This window comes from Microbacterium sp. A20 (assembly GCF_004794515.1).
Taxonomy (GTDB): Bacteria; Actinomycetota; Actinomycetes; order Actinomycetales; family Microbacteriaceae; genus Microbacterium.
This window is the reverse complement of the sequence record NZ_SSDF01000080.1, coordinates 28698-46558: the sequence shown is the minus strand read 5'-3', so window position 1 is coordinate 46558 and position 17861 is coordinate 28698. Positions and strand designations below refer to the sequence as shown.

At 68.7% G+C, this 17861-nt stretch carries 20 protein-coding genes; 10 read left to right on the top strand and 10 right to left on the bottom strand.

Going from position 1 to position 17861, the window contains the following annotated elements; translation table 11 throughout:
- The first annotated feature begins 14 nt into the window (after positions 1-14).
- Positions 15-278: a hypothetical protein gene (locus tag DW298_RS10925; protein WP_136042506.1), complete on the top strand. Its 264-nt coding sequence runs from the start codon at positions 15-17 to the stop codon at positions 276-278.
- Positions 279-353: 75 nt separating this feature from the next.
- On the opposite strand, the gene DW298_RS10920 is transcribed toward DW298_RS10925, so the two are convergent.
- Positions 354-1058, bottom strand: coding sequence for a hypothetical protein (locus DW298_RS10920; protein WP_136042505.1), 705 nt, complete (start codon positions 1056-1058; stop codon positions 354-356).
- A 225-nt stretch (positions 1059-1283) separates the two neighbouring features.
- Between DW298_RS10920 and rpsF the strand changes: the two genes are divergently transcribed.
- The 6 genes from rpsF to DW298_RS10890 all read left to right on the top strand — a co-directional run bounded on the left by rpsF (position 1284) and on the right by DW298_RS10890 (position 5012).
- Complete coding sequence (gene rpsF / locus DW298_RS10915) at positions 1284-1652, top strand: 30S ribosomal protein S6 (protein ID WP_029264265.1); 369 nt, start codon at positions 1284-1286, stop codon at positions 1650-1652.
- Between the two features lie 5 nt (positions 1653-1657).
- The gene (locus tag DW298_RS10910) at positions 1658-2164 is read left to right on the top strand and encodes a single-stranded DNA-binding protein (RefSeq protein ID WP_136042504.1); all 507 of its coding nucleotides are present in this window, start codon (positions 1658-1660) and stop codon (positions 2162-2164) included.
- Positions 2165-2241: 77 nt separating this feature from the next.
- Positions 2242-2496, top strand: coding sequence for a 30S ribosomal protein S18 (gene rpsR, locus DW298_RS10905; protein WP_017829850.1), 255 nt, complete (start codon positions 2242-2244; stop codon positions 2494-2496).
- 11 nt (positions 2497-2507) lie between these two features.
- Positions 2508-2960, top strand: coding sequence for a 50S ribosomal protein L9 (gene rplI, locus DW298_RS10900; protein WP_136042503.1), 453 nt, complete (start codon positions 2508-2510; stop codon positions 2958-2960).
- A 364-nt stretch (positions 2961-3324) separates the two neighbouring features.
- On the top strand, positions 3325-4056 hold the full coding sequence (locus DW298_RS10895) for a GntR family transcriptional regulator (protein ID WP_136042502.1): 732 nt from the start codon (positions 3325-3327) through the stop codon (positions 4054-4056).
- 89 nt (positions 4057-4145) lie between these two features.
- Positions 4146-5012 (top strand): hypothetical protein, encoded by an 867-nt coding sequence (locus DW298_RS10890; protein ID WP_136042501.1) that lies wholly within the window; start codon positions 4146-4148, stop codon positions 5010-5012.
- A gap of 46 nt (positions 5013-5058) precedes the next feature.
- Here the strand turns inward: DW298_RS10890 and kynU are convergent, their stop codons facing one another.
- The 9 genes from kynU to DW298_RS10845 are packed head-to-tail and all read right to left on the bottom strand — an operon-like array spanning position 5059 to position 13475.
- Positions 5059-6333, bottom strand: a complete 1275-nt coding sequence (kynU, locus tag DW298_RS10885; RefSeq protein ID WP_136042500.1) for a kynureninase — start codon at positions 6331-6333, stop codon at positions 5059-5061.
- 26 nt (positions 6334-6359) lie between these two features.
- The gene (locus DW298_RS10880) at positions 6360-7352 is read right to left on the bottom strand and encodes an amidohydrolase family protein (RefSeq protein ID WP_136042499.1); all 993 of its coding nucleotides are present in this window, start codon (positions 7350-7352) and stop codon (positions 6360-6362) included.
- 6 nt (positions 7353-7358) lie between these two features.
- Positions 7359-7895, bottom strand: a complete 537-nt coding sequence (locus DW298_RS10875; protein ID WP_136042498.1) for a 3-hydroxyanthranilate 3,4-dioxygenase — start codon at positions 7893-7895, stop codon at positions 7359-7361.
- Complete coding sequence (locus DW298_RS10870) at positions 7892-8362, bottom strand: RidA family protein (RefSeq protein WP_136042497.1); 471 nt, start codon at positions 8360-8362, stop codon at positions 7892-7894. The genes DW298_RS10875 and DW298_RS10870 overlap by 4 nt, the downstream gene beginning before the upstream one ends.
- Positions 8359-9165: a fumarylacetoacetate hydrolase family protein gene (locus tag DW298_RS10865; RefSeq protein ID WP_136042496.1), complete on the bottom strand. Its 807-nt coding sequence runs from the start codon at positions 9163-9165 to the stop codon at positions 8359-8361. The genes DW298_RS10870 and DW298_RS10865 overlap by 4 nt, the downstream gene beginning before the upstream one ends.
- Entirely contained in the window at positions 9162-10196 is a 1035-nt protein-coding gene (gene dmpG, locus DW298_RS10860) for a 4-hydroxy-2-oxovalerate aldolase (RefSeq protein ID WP_136042495.1), read from the bottom strand. Before dmpG ends, DW298_RS10865 begins: the two co-directional genes overlap by 4 nt.
- Positions 10193-11131, bottom strand: a complete 939-nt coding sequence (locus DW298_RS10855) for an acetaldehyde dehydrogenase (acetylating) (protein ID WP_136042494.1) — start codon at positions 11129-11131, stop codon at positions 10193-10195. Before DW298_RS10855 ends, dmpG begins: the two co-directional genes overlap by 4 nt.
- Positions 11128-11970 (bottom strand): fumarylacetoacetate hydrolase family protein, encoded by an 843-nt coding sequence (locus DW298_RS10850; protein ID WP_205820343.1) that lies wholly within the window; start codon positions 11968-11970, stop codon positions 11128-11130. The genes DW298_RS10855 and DW298_RS10850 overlap by 4 nt, the downstream gene beginning before the upstream one ends.
- Positions 11967-13475 carry a 2-hydroxymuconic semialdehyde dehydrogenase gene (locus tag DW298_RS10845; protein WP_240745105.1) on the bottom strand — a complete coding sequence of 503 codons (1509 nt, stop codon included), beginning with the start codon at positions 13473-13475 and terminating at the stop codon, positions 11967-11969. The genes DW298_RS10850 and DW298_RS10845 overlap by 4 nt, the downstream gene beginning before the upstream one ends.
- 83 nt (positions 13476-13558) lie before the next feature.
- Between DW298_RS10845 and DW298_RS10840 the strand changes: the two genes are divergently transcribed.
- The 3 genes from DW298_RS10840 (at position 13559) to DW298_RS10830 (ending at position 17852) form a co-directional block, all read left to right on the top strand.
- Positions 13559-14527: a LysR substrate-binding domain-containing protein gene (locus tag DW298_RS10840; RefSeq protein ID WP_136042492.1), complete on the top strand. Its 969-nt coding sequence runs from the start codon at positions 13559-13561 to the stop codon at positions 14525-14527.
- Between the two features lie 123 nt (positions 14528-14650).
- The gene (locus DW298_RS10835) at positions 14651-16264 is read left to right on the top strand and encodes a hypothetical protein (RefSeq protein WP_168429609.1); all 1614 of its coding nucleotides are present in this window, start codon (positions 14651-14653) and stop codon (positions 16262-16264) included.
- Positions 16265-16361: 97 nt separating this feature from the next.
- Entirely contained in the window at positions 16362-17852 is a 1491-nt protein-coding gene (locus tag DW298_RS10830) for a DHA2 family efflux MFS transporter permease subunit (RefSeq protein ID WP_136042490.1), read from the top strand.
- Positions 17853-17861 lie beyond the last annotated feature (9 nt).

Sequence of the window (17861 nt, the reverse complement as noted above, 5' to 3'; positions counted from 1 at the left end):
CGAGGAGGGCGACCGTGGAGCCGGAGTACGAGATCGAGTTCCGCTGGAAGGAGCAGGTCTTCTACTGGGAGGGATCTCGCGGTCTGCTGTTCGACGGCGGATGGGGCGTGCAGCCGCCCACCACGTACTTCCCCGATGCAGAGCGGTGGGCGGAGGTCGCCCCGGAGTGGGCGCGCGACCGACGCGACCTCATCCTCCAGCGGCTCCTGGACCATGGCCCGTCGCACCGCGTCGAAGTGACCGACGTGTACTCGTACCCGATCGGCGTCACCCGTTAGCCGCTGCGCGCGACCGCCGGCCCGAACGCACTGCGGGCCGAGGCAGCAGCCCCGGCCCGCAGCATCAGCTCTGGATCAGAGCGGTGCGACGATGTCCTGCTTCACGTCCCACTCGGTGATCTCCATCGAGATCTCGACGGACTGGCCCTCGACCGAGGCGGTGCTGGTCATCGCGAGGTTGACGTAGTCCGCGGTGACCTCGAAGACGACGTCGACCGCGGTGCCCTGCTGCTCGATCGTGCCGGAGACGAGGTAGACCTCTTCACCCAGGCGCTCGCCGGTGCCGGTCACCGTGAATTCGCCGGTCATGGCCTCGGCTGCCGTCGTCGGGTCGAGCGACGAGATGTCGGAGGCGGCGGCGCTCAGCGCGGCGATGACCGGGTCGCTCGACTTCGGATCGGCGGGCTGCCACTCGCTCGTCGCCGACTTCACCCAGACGTCGTCGCCGATGGCGATCAGCGAACCGGCCGGAGAGGTCGACTCGAGGGCCTTCTCGGACGGGTTGAACTTGGCCGTCGACTCGATGCCCATGACGTTGGTCTTCGCTGCGTAGCCCGCCGTGTCGGACATGGCGTCGGAGATGCAGGTGCTCAGTGCCGTGCCGTCGACGGTGGCGCCGTCCTTGAGCTCAGGGCAGTCCGCGGCCTGCGCCTCGGCCTCCTGCGAAGCGCCGCTGCTGGGCTTCGATTCGGCCGGCTTGTCGGACCCGCCCGCCGAGCATCCGGTGAGCAGCACGGCGGCGGCGAGAATCACGCCGACCCCCCATTTGTTGACGCGCATGGCGTCCCCCCTCTGGTCGAGTGCCGGCGACTGTCACAGGCACGCCCTCCAGCATGCCAAGGGTGAGCTCCGAGCCGTGCGGGCGACACGGAGGAATCTCCGCTAGACTGTCGAGGTTGTCTGCCTTCCGGCGTCCATTCGGGATTCCTGGGGCGGGCACGTGCACACACCCTCCTGCTCCCGGGAAAGTCCCGAGAGCCGTTCTAGTCCGAAGGAGGTGGGTAAGTGACGCACCAGTACGAACTCATGGTCATTCTGACTCCCGAGATCGACGAGCGCCAGGTCGCACCTACGCTCGACAAGTTCCTGAAGGTCATCACCAACGATGGTGGCTCGATTGACAAGGTCGACATCTGGGGTAAGCGCCGTCTGGCCTACGAGATCCAGAAGAAGAACGAAGGCATCTACGCCGTCGTCAACTTCACCGCTACCAGCGAGGCCACGCAGGAGCTCGACCGTCAGCTGAAGCTGAACGAGCAGATCATGCGCACCAAGGTCCTCCGCTCGGAAGAGGCTCAGGCGATGGTCGCTTCGGAGGCCAAGCGCTCCGAAGAGAAGGCTGCTCGCAAGGCCGCCAAGGCTGCGAAGGCCTGACGTCCATGGCCGGCGAAACCGTCATCACCGTTGTGGGAAACCTCACGGCCGACCCCGAGCTGCGCTACACGCAGAACGGGCTGCCGGTGGCGAACTTCACCATCGCTTCGACGCCTCGGAACTTCGACCGTGCCGCGAATGAGTGGAAGGACGGCGATGCGCTGTTCCTCCGTGCATCCGTCTGGCGCGAGTTCGCCGAGCACGTGGCGGGTTCGCTGACGAAGGGCATGCGCGTCATCGCGCAGGGCCGTCTGCGTCAGCGCTCCTACCAGGACCGCGAGGGCAACCAGCGCACCGCTATCGAGCTGGAGGTCGACGAGATCGGCCCCTCGCTCCGGTACGCGACCGCGCAGGTCACCCGTGCGGCCTCGACCGGCGGTGCCGGCGGCGGCGGACAGGCTCGCCCGGCGCAGCAGCAGGTGTCGGAAGAGCCGTGGTCGACCCCCGGTTCCTCGACGAGCGCAGATGCCTGGAGCACTCCCGGCAGCTTCGGCGACGACACCCCGTTCTGAACAACTTCTGGCCCTGAGCTCGGCCCCACTTGGGTCCCTGAGCTTGTCGAAGGGCCGCTCATCACTAAGGAAAAACAATGGCTGGAAAGTCGAGCGGCGACCGCCGCAAGCCGCGGAAGGGTGGCAAGCCCACCGCTCCCGCGAAGTCCATCCGGGTCGGTGTCATCGATTACAAGGATGTCGCCACCCTTCGCAAGTTCGTCTCGGAGCGCGGCAAGATCCGTGCCCGTCGTATCACCGGTGTCTCGGTGCAGGAGCAGCGTCTGATCGCCACGGCGATCAAGAACGCGCGCGAAATGGCGCTCCTGCCCTACGCTGGCGCCGGCCGGTAAGGGGTATCGAGATGGCAAAGCTGATTCTCACGAACGAGGTCGTCGGGCTGGGTAGCGCCGGCGACGTTGTCGAGGTCAAGAACGGGTACGCCCGTAACTTCCTCATCCCGCAGGGCTTCGCTACGGCGTGGACCCGCGGTGGCGAAAAGCAGGTCGCTTCGATCCAGGCCGCGCGTCAGGCACGCGCGATCCACGATCGTGACGACGCTGTCGCACTGAAGAACGCTCTCGAGGGCACGAAGGTGCGCCTCACGGTCAAGGCCGGCAAGGAGGGTCGTCTCTTCGGCTCCGTCAAGACCGACCACGTCGCGGATGCTGTCGCAGCCGCCGGCCTGGGTTCGATCGACAAGCGCAAGGTGCACATCCCGTCGCCCATCAAGGTGACCGGTGACCACGAGGCGACCGTGCGTCTGCACGAAGACGTCACCGCAGTCATCACGCTGCAGGTCGTCGCCGCCAAGTAACTCCCCGATGGGCCACTGAGCCCGTCGAAGTGCGCCCCCTGTCCTTCGGGACAGGGGGCGTTCTGTGTGTGCGCTTCGCTCTGGCGGGCCGCGCCGTGCGCCCCGTGTCGTGCCAGGTGCGAGGGTACGGATGTCGGGAGGATGCACGGATGTCGGAGGAAACGCGGCAGTTTCGCCCGACCGGTGTGCGAACTCCCGACATCCGGCACCGGAACGGGACGGGATCGGCATCGGCGCGGCAGTTTCGCCCGGCACGTGTGCGAACTCCCGACATCCGGCACTGGACACCGGGACATCGGACACGACCGAGTGGTTTTGGATCCAGAATGCAGAGTTCGGGGCGCTGATCCGATAACCTCGGCCCATGGTGCAATCAGGGAACGTGGTGTCGCCCAAGGAGCGGGCCGAGGCGCTGCAGAAGCTCGCGCAGCGGCACGGAGCCGGATACCGGTCGGTCGGGGCGATGGCGTACGACATCATCCGCGATGCGATCCTCGACGGAACGCTGCCACCGGGAATGAAGTTGCGGCAGGAGACGCTGGCCGAGTCCATCGGCATCTCCCGGCTGCCGATCCGCTCCGCCCTGATCCAGCTCGAGGCCGACGGGCTCGTGATCTTCCACGCCCGCCGCGGTGCGATGGTGCGTGCGCTCTCGGTCGAGGAGGCCACGGAGGTCTACCACCTGCGCACACTGCTCGAGAAAGAGGCACTGCGCCTGGCGATGGCCGAGATCACGCCCGAGCGGGTCGACCGCCTGCGTGAGCTCGCCAAGACGGCGGACGACATCTCCGAGGGCGGCGAGTTCGTCGAGGCGCGCACCGAGTTCTACGCGACGCTCTACGACGCCGAGTCGCGCCCGCTGATGTGGGAGATGATCGAGCAGCTGCGCCTGAAGCTGGGCCGCTATGTGCTCGGCTGGCGCCTGGTCTCGCCCGGTGCGCACGACCACTCGCACAGTGAACTCATCGACGTGGTCGCGGCCGGCGACGCGGACGAGGCGCTGCGCGTGCTCGAGTCGCACCTGAACCACGTGCGCGACGGTGTCATCGCCCTGCTCGACGCCGCGGCGACCGAGGCTGCGGGCGACAGCGCCTGAGGCGCAACGCGCGAGAGGTGGAGCTGGCGCCTATTTGCGCGAGAGGCGTCAGTTCCGCAGAGAGGAAACAAAGGCGCTAGATTCGAGCGATGAGCGGATACAAGCGGCCCAAGGTTCAGCTTCACAAGGAGTTTCTGTATTTGAACCATGAGACGATCATCAATAGTCTGTCTGCTTTCGAGGCGGGGAAAGTCGATGAGATCCTCGAGAAGGTCAGCGAAGCTCGGGAGGGCGGGCTCGGAGGTACGGTCGGTTACGGTCCAGTAAAGGCCAACGCGTCGAAGAAAAAGGCTTCGAACGTTGAAGAAGAACTTACTCGCTCGCGTACCAACTTTTCTGCCTTCGAGGCCTGGAGCCACCACCTCACCGAAGCAAGCGCTTTCGGCGAGCTGGACGCATGGGACGTCGGTACTCGCAACGAGATCGCCGTGGGAGACACGATCCGGTTCAAAGCCGTTGTGAGCCTTTCGCCCGTCCAACAGCTGTTCCTGACGTTTATTGACTACGCCAACCAGGCGGCCGATCAGAATTCGATCTTCAAGCAGCCCGCCGCTCAGCTGGCCGAGACCAAGAAGCAAGCGAGGATGATGGCGGGCTGGATGAGGGGGCGAGGCGAGGGCAAGAGCATCATGGTGTCTATACAGCCTCTAGGGGTTCCTGCGCCGCGAGTCTCTGCGCGGTTGGACGAGGACTATATCGTCAGCGGCACTCAATCTGTAGAGGGGGAGTTCACCGTTATTGCTCAAGTAGAGTCACTAATCAACGAAGGCGAGGCGATCCCGGCAATTCGTGTGCTCCGAGAGACGCCCCCGACTTCTAAGGAAACGGACGTTATTACCGAAGCGCTGGCGGGCTTCATTGAGCCAGCTGCTGCGCTCGGTGTTGAACTCACCATGGACGACATTACGTTGCGGTATCCCGGAGTAGTGCTGCATCCAATCGCGATCTATCGGTGAAACAGGGCGACGGACCTCTCCTGACCCGCACTTCAGTTGACGGTGTTCAGGTGACGGTGCCGCGGCGGGCGAACCGCGGTTCGCGCCAGACCTCGGTGCGCAGCACATCCTCCAGCACATCGACCGCATCCCACACGTCGGCATACGAGGTGTAGAGCGGCGTGAAGCCGAAGCGGATGAGGTCGGGCGCCCGGAAATCGCCGATGACCCCGCGCTCGATCAGGGCCTGCATCACCGCGTAGCCGTCTTCGTGGCGGAGCGAAACCTGGCTGCCGCGGCGGCTGGACTCCCGAGGAGTGACCGGCTCGATGCCCCAGTGCGGGGTCAGCCGCGTGTCGACGAGGGACATGAAGAGCTCGGTCAGCCGGAGGCTCTTCTCCCGGACGAGCTCCATGTCGACGTCGTCCCAGATGTCGAGGCTGGCTTCGAGCCCGGCGACCGACAGTAGCTGCGGCGTGCCGACGCGGAAGCGCTCGATGCCCGCGGCGGGGGCGTACTCCACGGTGAAGTCGAACGGGCGGACGTGGCCGTGCCAGCCGGTGAGCGCCGGGCGGGCGGCATCGTGGTGGCGGGTGGCCGCCCAGATGAACGACGGCGAGCCGGGACCGCCGTTGAGGTATTTGTAGGTGCAGCCGACCGCGAAGTCGGCATCCGCTCCGTTCAGGTCGATCGGGACCGCACCGGCGCTGTGGCACAGGTCCCAGACCACCAGCGCACCGGCGGCGTGCACCTTGCGCGTGACCTCGGCCATGTCGTGCATCCGTCCGGTGCGGTAGTCGACCTGGGTGAGCACGACGACCGCGACGTGATCGTCGAGCACGTCGTCGAGGGTGGGGCCGTCGTCCGAGATGAGGCGGCGCTCCAGGGGCGTTCCGCCGCCGAGCAGCTCCTGCACGGCCTCCAGCATGTAGAGGTCGGTGGGGAAGTTGCCGCGCTCCGCGACGATCACGCGTCGGCCCGGTCGCAGACGGACAGCGGCGACCGCTGCCTGGAACAGGCTCGCCGAGGTCGAGTCGCCGAGCACGACCTCCCCGGCATCCGCCCCGATCAGCGGCGCGATGCGGTCGCCGACCGTGCGCGGCTTCGCGAACCACCCGGCGTCGTTCCAACTGCGGATGAGCCCCGTGCCCCACTCCTCGGTGATGACGCGCTGCAGGTGCGCGGCCGTGTGACGCGGCAGCACACCGAGCGAGTTGCCGTCGAGGTAGATGACGCCCTCCGGCAGCACGAAGCGGTCGCGCATCGGGGCCAGCGGGTCGGTCTCGTCGAGGGCTGCGCAGGTCGCACGGTCGATGGCGGGGCGGGTGGAGGTGGTGCTCATGAGTGTCCGTTCGGGGTCGGGCGGGGTCAGCGCCCCAGGAAGCGCAGGGCGTTGTCCCGGCGGATGGCGCTCTTCTGCGCCTCGTCGAGGAAGTCGGCGCGGTCGACGACGCTGCCGACGGGCCGCTCGCCCAGCGGGTAGGGATAGTCGCTTCCGACCATCACCTGCGAGGTGCCGAGTGTCTCGACCAGCACCCGCAGCGCGACCGGGTCGAACACGACGCTGTCGACGCTGAACCGGTCGAGGTAGGCCGACGGCGGGCGCTCGCTCACGCCGATGAGGTCGGGTCGCTGCAGCCAGGCGTTCTCGAACCGGCCCAGCCAGAAGGCGAAGGATCCGCCGCCGTGCGCGAACGCCAGGCGCAGCGACGGCGGCACGCGGTCGAAGACACCACCCAGGATGAGGGCGATGATCGACAGGTGCGTCTCGGCGGGCATGCCGGTGAGCCAGCGGGCCATCCACCGGTCGAGCCGCGGCGAGCCCGCCATATCCCACGGATGCACGAAGACGGGGATGCCGCGATCGGCGCAGTGCTGCAGGAACGTCACGGTGCCCTCGTCGTCGAGATCCCGGTCGCCGACGTGGTTGCCGATCTCGACACCCGCATGGCCGGAGGCGATGGCGCGGTCGGCCTCGGCGCACGCCGCATCCGGATCCTGCAGCGGCACCTGCGCGAACGGGATCAGCCGATCGGGTGCGGGAGCGCAGATCTCCAGGGCCAGGTCGTTGAAGATGCGCGCGACCTTGACCGCCTCGTCACCCGACTTGTCGTAGGAGAAGAACACGGGCGTGGGGGAGACGACCTGCATCTCGACGCCGTCGGCATCCATGTCGGCCAGGCGCACCTCGGCATCCCAGCAGTCGTCGCCGATGCGTCGGAACTCGGTCTCGCCGAGCATGATCATCGCCTCGCGCTCGGAGTCCACGCGGAGCGTCGGCCAGAGACCCGGCCCGACCTGCGTGTACAGGTCGGGCCAGGAACTCGGCACGAAGTGGGTGTGGACGTCGATCGTGCCCAAGGGGCTTCAGCCCTTGCCGGGATGGACGGCGCCGCACTCCGGGCAGGTGCGCCCCTCTTCGCTCTCGTAGAAGTCGCGGAACACCGGCGGCAGGTCCTCGACGATGTCACGCACCTGCAGCTCGACCTCGTGCACCTTGGCGTTGCAGTTCGGGCAGAACCAGGCGAACTTCTCGAGCGTGCCCTCTTCGCGGATGCGCTCGATCACGATGCCGATGGAACCCTCTTCGGGGCGCTGCGGCGAGTGGAACACGTTGCCGGGCAGCAGCCACATCTCGCCCTCGCGGATGTCGATGCGCCGCAGGCCCTCGGGCGTCTGGATGTTCACGTGCATGTTGCCGCGGTACTGGTAGAACCACTCCTCGTACGGGTCGAAGTGGAAGTCGGTGCGCTGGTTCGGGCCGCCGACGACCTGCACGATGAAGTCGCCCATCGGCGTCCAGGCGGCCTTGTTGTTGACCGGCGGCTTCAGGAGGTGCTCGTTCTCCTTGATCCACGCGGGGAAATCGATCACGGGTGGGATGACGGGTGTGGTGGTGCTCATTTCTCCTCCTCGAGAGTGGCAGCGGTGTTGTGGTCGGTGGTGGTTACGGGTTCGGGGCGTCGAGCGATCGCCTGGATCTCGATGCGCAGGTGCGGATGGGGCAGGGCGTGCACGGCGACCGTGGTGCGGGCCGGGCCCTGCTCGTCGAAGTACTCGGCCCAGACGGCGTTGTACTCAGCGAAATCGTTCATGTCGACGAGGAAGCTCGTCGCCTGCACGAGGTCGTCGAGCGTGCAGCCGGCGGCGGCCAGCACCTCGCGGATGTTCTCGATGACCGCGCGGGTCTGCACGGCGACATCGAGGCGGGTGGCCCCGAACTCGTCGGCCTCGGCGCCGGCGATGGTGTTGTCGGGGCGCCTGCTCGAGGTTCCGGAGACGAAGACCAGGTCGCCGGAGACCTTGACGTGCGGGAAACGACCTCGCGGGGTTGCCTTGCCCTCGACGAGGATGCCGCCTGATCCGGTCATTGTGATCCCTCCTGCGCGAGGCTGTGAGCCCCGTCGTGCGTACGGATGCCGACGCGGCCGAGCCCTGTGATGGTCGCCTCGACGACGCCATGGTCAGGCAGGGGGATGGCGGCGGTCGCGGCGCCGGCGAGCAGCACCGTGCCGGCGCGGAGCGTGAATCCGTGGCGGGCGGCGAGGCGTTCAGCCGCGGCGATGGCGCGGGCCGGGTTGCCGAGGATGGCGGCCGTGGAACCCGTTGCGCTGACCCTGCCGTCGACCTCGAGCCGCACGGCCCTGTTGTCGAGGGCACCGGCCTGGGCCAACGGAATCCACGGGCCGATGACGTACGCGGCGGCCGAGGTGTTGTCGGCCACGACGTCGGCGAGGCTGAAGCGGAAGTCGCGGTACCGCGAGTCGATGATCTCCAGCGCGGGAGCGACCGCGGCGACGACGTCCGCCAGCGGACGACCGGCCTCGGACCCGTCGATGTCGGCCGCCAGAAGGTAGGCGACCTCGGGCTCGATGCGCGGGTGGATGGCGGAGCGGCGGTCGAACTCCGCTCCGTCGTCGAGGCGCATGGCATCGGTGAGGGTGCCCATGATCACGTCGTGCACGCCCATCTGCTGCGCCTTCGCCTGGCTCGTGAAGCCGAGCTTGAGACCCGTGATGCGCTCGCCGCGGGCGAGTCGGCGGGCGATCAGAGCGTGCTGCGTGGCGTAGGCGGTGTCGAGGCCGACGTCTTCGGTCGAGGAGAGCTGGCTGATCGGGCTCGCGGTGCGCTGCGCGGTGTCGAGCGCGGCGGCGAACACGGCATCCGCGGTCATGAGGTCACCCCCGAGCGGGCGGCGACGAGGTCGAGGGCCACGTCGACGATCATGTCTTCCTGGCCGCCCACCATCCGGCGGCGACCGAGCTCCACGAGGATGTCGCGGGCGTCGAGACCGTGCTTGTCGGCCGCCCGCTCGGCGTGCAGCAGGAAGCTCGAGTACACCCCTGCGTAGCCGAGCGTGAGGGTCTCGCGGTCGACGCGGACGGGACGGCGCTGCAGCGGACGCACGAGCTCTTCCGCCGCATCCTGCAGCGCGAACAGGTCGCAGCCGTGCTCCCAGCCGAGCAGGTCGGCCACCGCGATGAACGCCTCGATCGGGCAGTTGCCCGCCCCGGCGCCCTGTCCTGCGAGCGAGGCGTCGACCCGGTACACGCCGTGCTCGACCGCCGTGACGCTGTTGGCCACGCTCAAGGAGAGGTTCTCGTGCGCGTGGATGCCGATCTGCGTGCCCGGATCGAGCACGTCGCGGTAGGCGTCGACGCGGTCGGCGACGTCGCGCATGGTGAGGCGCCCGCCCGAGTCGGTGACGTACACGCAGTGCGCGCCGGCCGCCTCCATGATCTTCGCCTGTTCGGCCAGGCCCCGCGGGTCGTTGAGGTGGCTCATCATCAGGAAGCCGGAGACGTCCATGCCGTGCTCGCGCGCCCAGGTGATGTGCTGGATCGCGACGTCGGCCTCGGTGCAGTGCGTCGCGACCCGGACGCTCGCGACACCGAGGTCACGGGCACGGGCGAGGTCGTCGATCGTGCCGATGCCGGGCAGGATCAGGGTGGTCAGGACGGCGCGGTCCAGCACCTCGGCCGCCGCCTCGATCCACTGCCAGTCTGTGTGCGCGCCCTGGCCGTAGGCGACGCTGGACCCGCCGAGGCCGTCGCCGTGCGCGACCTCGATGGCATCGACCCCCGCGGTTTCGAGAGCTCGGGCGATGTCACGCACCTGTTCGGTCGTGTAGCCGTGGCCGATGGCGTGCATGCCGTCGCGGAGGGTGACGTCTTGCACGTACACACGGGGAGATGAGGCGGTCATGCGGGAACCCCTGTCCGTTCGGCGACGAGTCGCTCGGCCGTGCGCAGGGCGGCCGAGGTCATGATGTCGAGATTGCCCGCGTACTCCGGAAGATAGTGCCCGGCGCCGGCCACCTCCAGCAGCACGCTCACGCGCGTGCCGCGGAACGGCCGGTCGAGCGCGGGCACGTAGGCCTCGTCGACCGCATCGAACTGCACCTGCTGCTTGAGTCGGTAGCCGCCGACGTAGGCCTGCACTGCGGCGACCATATCGGCGACCGAGGCGCTGACGGCCTCCCGATCCAGTGCGTCCGGGTCGCCCTCGACCAGGCAGAAGACAGTGTCGCGCATGATGAGCGGCGGGTCGGCGGGGTTGAGCACGATGATCGCCTTGCCGTGGTCGGCGCCGCCGATCACCTCCAACGCGCGGGCCGTCGTCTCGGTGAACTCGTCGATGTTCGCGCGCGTGCCGGGGCCGGCGGACTTCGAGGCGATCGACGCGACGATCTCGGCGTATGCCACCGGGGCGACGCGCGACACCGCGGCCACCATCGGCACCGTGGCCTGGCCACCGCACGTCACCATGTTCACGTTCGTCGCACCGAGGTGCGCCTCGAGGTTCACGACCGGCACGACGTAGGGGCCGATGGCCGCGGGGGTCAGGTCGACCATCACTCGACCGGCGTTGCGCACGAGCGCGTCGTTGCGGGCGTGGGCGCCGGCCGAGGTCGCGTCGAACACCAGCTCGACATCGGCGAACTCGGGCATCGCGATGAGTCCGTCCACGCCCTCGTGAGTGGTGGCGACACCGAGCCGGCGTGCACGGGCGAGCCCGTCGGACTGCTCGTCGATGCCGGCCATCGCGACCACATGCAGCGTGGTCGAGAGCCGCTTGACCTTGATGAGCAGGTCGGTGCCGATGTTGCCCGAGCCGATGATGGCGATGCCGACGGTCATGCCGCAGCCCCTTCCGATGACGTGCTCGATGCTGTTCCGGATGCCGCACCGAAGAAGTCGGCACGCACCTCGCCGAGCCCGTCGAGTCGGGCGCGGTACACCCCGGCGGCCGCATCGACCATGGGGCCGAGCGCGCCGGAGAGGATGACCTCGCCCGCGCGCAGGGGTTCTCCGCGTCGGGCGACCTCGCGTGCCAGCCAGGCCACCGCGATCACCGGGCTCCCGAGGCACGCGGCCCCTGATCCCGTCGAGACCGGGTGGCCCTCGCGGTCGAGGGTCATGCCGAGCGCGGTCAGGTCGAACCCGTCGAGGCGGCAGGGCGTGGTGCCGAGCACGACCGCTCCGCTGGAGGCGTTGTCGGCGATGGTGTCGGTGATGCGGATGTCCCACCCGGCCACGCGGCAGTCGACGACCTCGATCGCCGGCAGCACGAACTCGGTGGCCCGGATCACATCGGCGACATGGGTGGTGGGGGAGTCGAGGTCGCGGCCGAGCACGAAGGCGACCTCGGCCTCGGCGCGTGGCTGCAGGAAGCGCGCGAGGTCGATCGGCTCACGGTCGGCGAACATCATGTCGTCGAGCAGCACGCCGTAGTCGGGGCTGTCGACACCGAGCTGCGTCTGCACGGCGGGCGAGGTGAGGCCGATCTTGCGGCCGACGACCCGGCGGCCCCCTTCGAGGCGCCGGGCGATGCCGAGCGACTGCACCGCGTACGCGGCATCTTGATCCGTCTCGCCGAGGAGGTCGCGCACCGGGGTGCACGGGCGCCCGGATTCGGCCGCGCGCCGCAGCCGCTCGTCCGCCGCACGGACAGCATCCGAATCGTGGATGCCGGTCACAGCTGCACGCACACGTTCGTCGGCTCGGTGTAGAACTCGAGCGAGTGGTGCCCGCCCTCGCGGCCGATGCCGGAGAGGCCGACGCCGCCGAAGGGGCTGCGCAGGTCGCGCAGATACCAGGTGTTGACCCACGACATACCCGTGCGCATCTGCTGCGCCACGCGGTGTCCGCGGGTGAGGTCGGTGGTCCAGGTGACGGCGGCGAGGCCGTAGTCGGTGTCGTTCGCCAGCGCGATCGCCTCCTCCTCGGTGTCGAAGGGGATGAGAGCGGCGACCGGACCGAACACCTCTTCACGCACGGTGCGGTGGCTGTTGTCGAGGCCCGTCCACAGGGTCGGCTCGATCCACGATCCGCCGTCGAGTCCGTCGCCGAGGGTCGGGATGCCACCGCCGGCGAGCACGGTCGCGCCCTCGGCGACGGCGAGGTCGAAGTAGGAGCGCACCTTGTCGCGGTGCGCCTGCGAGATGAGGGGGCCGGTGGTCGTGGCCGGATCCTCGGGGCGACCCAGACGCAGGCGGGAGGCGTGCTCGGCGAGGCCGGCCGCGACATCGTCGAAGACCGCACGCTGCACATAGATGCGCTCGGTGCACAGGCACACCTGGCCGGTGTTGAGGTAGGTGGAGCGGGCGAGACCGGCGACGGCGGCGTCGAGGTCGGCATCCGCGAACACGAGAGCGGCGTTCTTGCCGCCGAGCTCGAACGAGACGGGGCGCACGCGGGGCGAGACCGCCCGCATGATGGCGGATCCGGTGGACGATTCTCCGGTGAAGGTGACGCCGTCGATGCCCGGGTGCTTCGTGAGCGCCTCGCCCGCGGAGTCGGCACCGAAACCGTGCACGACGTTGACGACCCCGGCGGGGACGCCGGCGTCGACGAGGATCTCGGCCAGCAGGGTGGCCGACGACGGCGTCTCCTCCGAGGGCTTGATCACGACCGTGTTGCCGGTGGCGAGAGCCGGGGCGAGCTTCCACGTGAGCAGCAGCAGCGGGAGGTTCCACGGCACGATCACGGCGACGACCCCGAGCGGCTTGCGCACCGCGTAGTTCAGGGCGCGACGCCCGTCCGGCAGCTCGGTCAGGAAGGAGTCGAGTCCGGCCGACGAGACCGTGTCGGCGAAGGAGCGGAAGTTGGCGGCGGCCCGCGCCACATCGAGGTCGCGGGCGAGGGCTTCGGGCTTGCCCGTGTCGCCGACCTCTGCCGCGACGAGCTCTTCGGCGCGGCGGTCGATCGCATCGGCCACCCCGCGCAGCAGACGGGCGCGCTCGGCCACCGTCATCCGCCCCCAGGGTCCGTCGAACGCCGCCCGGGCAGCGGCCACGGCGCGGTCGACCTGCTCGGTGCCGGCCTCGTGCACCTCGGCGATGATCGAGCCGTCGACCGGGCTGATCTTCTGGAAGGTGGCGACGCCCTCCACGCGCTCGCCGGCGATCATGTTGTGGATCGCGCGCGGCGCCCGTCCCGCCTCGGCGGCACGGAGGGGAGGCGTCATCGTCTCGGAAGGCATGGGCTCAGGCTAGGAAGGTTCGAGGGATGCCGACAAATACTCTCTTGATGCACTGCCATGCCCATACGGCTATAGTCCGGATCATGGTCACCGATCGACTGCTCGACGGACGGGTGAAGATCCGTCACCTCGTCCTCGTCACCGCCATCGCCGACGAAGGCACCCTGGTGCGCGCCGCCGAGTCGCTGCACATCACCCAGCCCGTGGTCACCCGCGGCCTCCGCGAGGTCGAGGAGGTGTTGGGCGTGCCGCTGTTCGAACGGCTGCCCCGCGGGGTCAGGCCCACGCAGTACGGGCACTCGTTCATCGAGCGCGCCCGCTCCGTGCTCGCCGAGCTGCGCGCCGCCGGGGAGGAGGTGCGGCTGCTGCAGTCGGGGCAGCTCGGCACCGTCACGGTCGGCACCCACCTCGCCGGCTCGAACCTGCTGCTGCCGCGGGCCATCGCCGCGCTGAAGGCCGAGTATCCGCGGCTGACCGTCGTCGTTCGCGAGGGCACGCCCGACACCCTGCAACAGCTGCTGCTCGCCGGCGACCTCGACCTCACGGTCGGGCGCCTGTCGCCCACCGTGCCGGTGCGGCTCGAGCAGGAGCGCCTGCACCAGGAGCCGATCCGCCTGGTCGCGCGAGCCGGGCATCCGGTGCTCGGTGGCATCAAGGCCAACTCGCTCGCCGAGCTGATCTCGTATCCGTGGATCTTCCCCGTCGCCCAGACGGCCCTGCGTGCCGAGCTCGAGGCCGTCTTCTTCCACGAGGGACTGCCGCTGCCGCCCGACCGCGTCGAGTGCACCTCGATGCTGACGTTGCGGACCCTGCTCATCTCGACCGACGTGATCGCGGCGCTGCCGATGTTCATCGCCGTCGACGATCGTGAGCTGCGGATCCTGCCGACGCCGCTGAGCTCCATCCGCCGCTCTGTCGGTGTGACGGTGCCGAAGGACCGGGCGCCGTCGCCCGCCGCATCCGCGCTGCTCGCCCACCTGCGCGAAGAGGGTGCACGTCTGGCCGAACTCGAGCGCGAGTATGCGCAGACGGAGCCGCGCTTCGCCGGCTGATATGTCCGAATGGTCATAGCTCTGACCCGTATGGATATTGGACAGCATCGCTCCCGCAGGGTGAACCTGATGAGACGACACGACGTCGTGACGATCTCACCCGATTCAGCCAATGGAGGCGACATGGCCGGCTCTCCCTACGTGCCCGACGCGAAGAAGTACCGCCCGGAGGATTTCCCGCGCGTCGAGGGCGAACCGGCCGATCCCGACCCCTCCAGCTGGGGCATGCAGCCCGACGGCACCTTCCTGCCGCCGGAGCACACGCCGTCGGTGCCGCGCGACGTCTTCGTCGACTGGCCCGGCCAGCTCGACTACCGCGACCCCGAGACATACTCGCTCAACGCGACCGCCGAGGCGTTCTACCCGATCGTGGTGAACACGAGCCACTCGTGGCAGTGCATCTACGACTGGGACGGCCGCCGGCTCATGCTGCACTACGGCGGCGGCAACCACTGGAAGCTCTACGACATCACCGACCCGCGCGACCTCACCATCGTCGACGAGGAGCAGTGGGGCTGGGACGACCCGCGCCCGCAGTTCGGCGCCACCACGGTGCAGTGGAACCAGAAGCTCGGCAAGCACATCGCCATCCAGGCGAGCGAGACCCCGCGGTACTTCCTCAAGGGGCGCGTCGCCAACAAGTGGATCGACGACACCGTCGAGGGGCAGCTGAAGGAGTGGGAAGGCCTGCGCGGCTTCCGCACCTGGGAGATGAACGGCCCGAGCCCCCGCGACTGGACCCTCATCACCGAGGTCTCGACCGACCCGAACCACGGACCGGACGAGATCCAGGAGGGCAACGGCGTGCTCGACCTGCCGGTCTACTACGGAGACAAGTACCTCTTCGTGGCGACCGCGCCCGACAACACCTTCACCAACCAGCCGTACAAGACCACGCTGTGGACGGCGGGGCACGCCGCCTACGACGTGTCGGACCCCGCGAAGCCCGAACTGCTCTCGAACTGGTGGGTGCCCGGCTCCCGCGCCGGCGAGGAGGCGGACTCCGAGTACCTCGCCGACAACGAGCGCTGGAACAACAAGACCTCGTGGTTCGGTTCGCGCATGGGCATCTTCATGCCGCGCTCGGTCGAGTCCGGGTGGAAGTACGGCTATGCGGCGCAGGGTGGCCAGGGCCTATTCGTGCTCGATGTATCCGATCCCACGAACATCCACCACGTCGGCTGGTGCCACCTCCCGGTCAGCGTCGCGGGCACCGAGGGCGACAACGTCGACACCACCCAGGTCGAGGAGACCGGCTACGTCTACGTCTCGGGCTACCCGATGAACACCGACTGCTACGAGCCGGCCAAGGAGATCTACCAGATCGACGTGAGCGACCCGACGAACCCGCGGGTCGTGCGCACGCTGCCCCGGCCGACGCCGCCGGCAGAGGCCGCGTTCACGGACTGGGCGCAGCGCCGCGGATCGTTCGGTCCCAAGCGCTCGGGGTACTTCACCAACACGGGCACCCCACACGGCGGAGTGATCCCCTACGCGTTCTACGCGGCGGGGCTGCAGATCTTCGACGTGCGCGACCCGGAGAACCCGAAGGTGGGCGCGTACTTCGTGCCGCCGATGGGGCTCAAGGACGACGATGACCTCGCCGCACCCGTGCACGGCATCTTCGTCGAGTGGGACCGCAACGTGATCTGGCTCTTCGCCAACCACGGCATCTACGCGGTCTCCACCCCGCTGCTGGGTGAGGTCGTCACCGGCATCCCCGCCACCGACGGCTGAGCTCTTCCCGGAAACTCCGGTGTCCGTCCTCCACATCAGGGGCTGAGTGGACGGACACCGGCTCCCGACCCATGACGATCCCTCCCGAAAGAGATCCATGAACCAGAACGTCCGACCGTGGCCGGCCCTGTGGGCGCTGTGCATCGGCTTCTTCATGATCCTCGTCGACACGACGATCGTGGCGATCGCCAACCCGGTCATCCTCGCGGCCTTCGACGCCGACCTCACCACGGTGATCTGGGTCACGAGCGCCTACCTGCTCGCCTATGCGGTCCCGCTGCTGGTGACCGGCCGGCTCGGTGACCGGTTCGGCCCCAAGCGGGTCTACCTCATGGGCCTCGTGGTCTTCACCCTCGCTTCGCTGGCGTGCGGGTTGGCCGGCAGCATCGAGATGCTCATCGCGGCGCGCGCCGTGCAGGGTTTCGGCGCCGCGCTGATGACGCCGCAGACCATGGCGATCATCGCCCGGGTCTTCCCGCCGCGCGGTCGCGGTCAGGCCATGGGGGCGTGGGGCGCGGTCGGCGGACTGGCGACGCTCGTGGGGCCGATCCTCGGCGGCGTGCTCACCGACACCGTGGGCTGGGAGTGGATCTTCTTCGTCAACGTGCCCGTCGGGATCATCGCCTTCGTCGTCGCCTGGCGGCTGGTGCCGAACCTGGAGGGACACCCGCACCGCTTCGACTTCCTCGGCGTCGCCCTCTCCGGACTCGGACTGTTCCTGCTGGTGTTCGGCATCCAGGAGGGCGAGGTCTACGACTGGGGTGTGATCCTCGCTCCGATCACGGTGTGGGGCGTGATCGTCACCGGCGTCGTGCTGCTCGTGCTCTTCGTCGTGTGGCAGCGCGTCAATCGCGCCGAGCCCCTCATGCCCCTCGCGCTCTTCCGCGACCGCAACTTCTCGGTCGCGAACGTCACGATCTTCCTCGTCGGGGTCGGCATCACCGCGATGCCCGTGCCGCTCGCCTTCTACTTCCAGGTCGCCCGGGGCCTCGACCCGACGCTCGCAGCGCTGATGCTGGCGCCGATGGCGGTCGTCTCGGGCGCGCTCGGGCCGTTCGTCGGCAAGCTGAGCGACCGGATCGGCCCGCGCTGGGTGACCTTCGCGGCCTTCGTCATCTCGGCCGCGGCCATGGTCTGGTACGCGGCGACCATGACCCTCGATGCTCCGTTCTGGCTCCTGCTGCTGCCCTCTACCCTGCTGGGTGTGGGCGTCTCCGGGATGTTCGGCCCGCTCGCGTCGACGGCCACGCGGAACCTCCCGCACACGCAGGCGGGAGCGGGATCGGGCGTCTATTCGACGACCAGGCAGATGGGGTCGGTGATCGGATCGGCGCTGCTGGCCGTGCTGATGAACGTGACGCTCGCCGCGCACATCACCGGTTTCGTCCCCGGCGCGATCCACCCGGGGACCGAGCTGTCGGCGAAGGACGGCAGCGGACTCGCCGCGGCCATGTCGCAGTCCCTGCTTCTTTCGGCCATCGCCTTCGCGGTGTGCGCGATCGTCGTGGTGTTCTTCGAGAAGCCGCGACCCTGGGGCGCACCGGCCGCCCCGCAGACGGTGAGCTCGGTCGTGAGAGAGGGACGATGATGACGGCAG

Coding starts and splice junctions, on each gene's coding strand:
- DW298_RS10830 (WP_136042490.1), top strand. CDS start 16,362: ATGAACCAGAACGTCCGACCGTGGCCGGCCCTGTGGGCGCTGTGCATC.
- DW298_RS10895 (WP_136042502.1), top strand. CDS start 3,325: ATGGTGCAATCAGGGAACGTGGTGTCGCCCAAGGAGCGGGCCGAGGCG.
- DW298_RS10910 (WP_136042504.1), top strand. CDS start 1,658: ATGGCCGGCGAAACCGTCATCACCGTTGTGGGAAACCTCACGGCCGAC.
- rplI (WP_136042503.1), top strand. CDS start 2,508: ATGGCAAAGCTGATTCTCACGAACGAGGTCGTCGGGCTGGGTAGCGCC.
- DW298_RS10835 (WP_168429609.1), top strand. CDS start 14,651: ATGGCCGGCTCTCCCTACGTGCCCGACGCGAAGAAGTACCGCCCGGAG.
- DW298_RS10870 (WP_136042497.1), bottom strand. CDS start 8,362: ATGACCGGATCAGGCGGCATCCTCGTCGAGGGCAAGGCAACCCCGCGA.
- kynU (WP_136042500.1), bottom strand. CDS start 6,333: ATGAGCACCACCTCCACCCGCCCCGCCATCGACCGTGCGACCTGCGCA.
- DW298_RS10890 (WP_136042501.1), top strand. CDS start 4,146: ATGAGCGGATACAAGCGGCCCAAGGTTCAGCTTCACAAGGAGTTTCTG.
- rpsR (WP_017829850.1), top strand. CDS start 2,242: ATGGCTGGAAAGTCGAGCGGCGACCGCCGCAAGCCGCGGAAGGGTGGC.
- DW298_RS10855 (WP_136042494.1), bottom strand. CDS start 11,131: ATGACCGTCGGCATCGCCATCATCGGCTCGGGCAACATCGGCACCGAC.
- DW298_RS10840 (WP_136042492.1), top strand. CDS start 13,559: ATGGTCACCGATCGACTGCTCGACGGACGGGTGAAGATCCGTCACCTC.
- DW298_RS10845 (WP_240745105.1), bottom strand. CDS start 13,475: ATGCCTTCCGAGACGATGACGCCTCCCCTCCGTGCCGCCGAGGCGGGA.
- DW298_RS10920 (WP_136042505.1), bottom strand. CDS start 1,058: ATGCGCGTCAACAAATGGGGGGTCGGCGTGATTCTCGCCGCCGCCGTG.
- dmpG (WP_136042495.1), bottom strand. CDS start 10,196: ATGACCGCCTCATCTCCCCGTGTGTACGTGCAAGACGTCACCCTCCGC.
- DW298_RS10865 (WP_136042496.1), bottom strand. CDS start 9,165: ATGACCGCGGATGCCGTGTTCGCCGCCGCGCTCGACACCGCGCAGCGC.
- DW298_RS10875 (WP_136042498.1), bottom strand. CDS start 7,895: ATGAGCACCACCACACCCGTCATCCCACCCGTGATCGATTTCCCCGCG.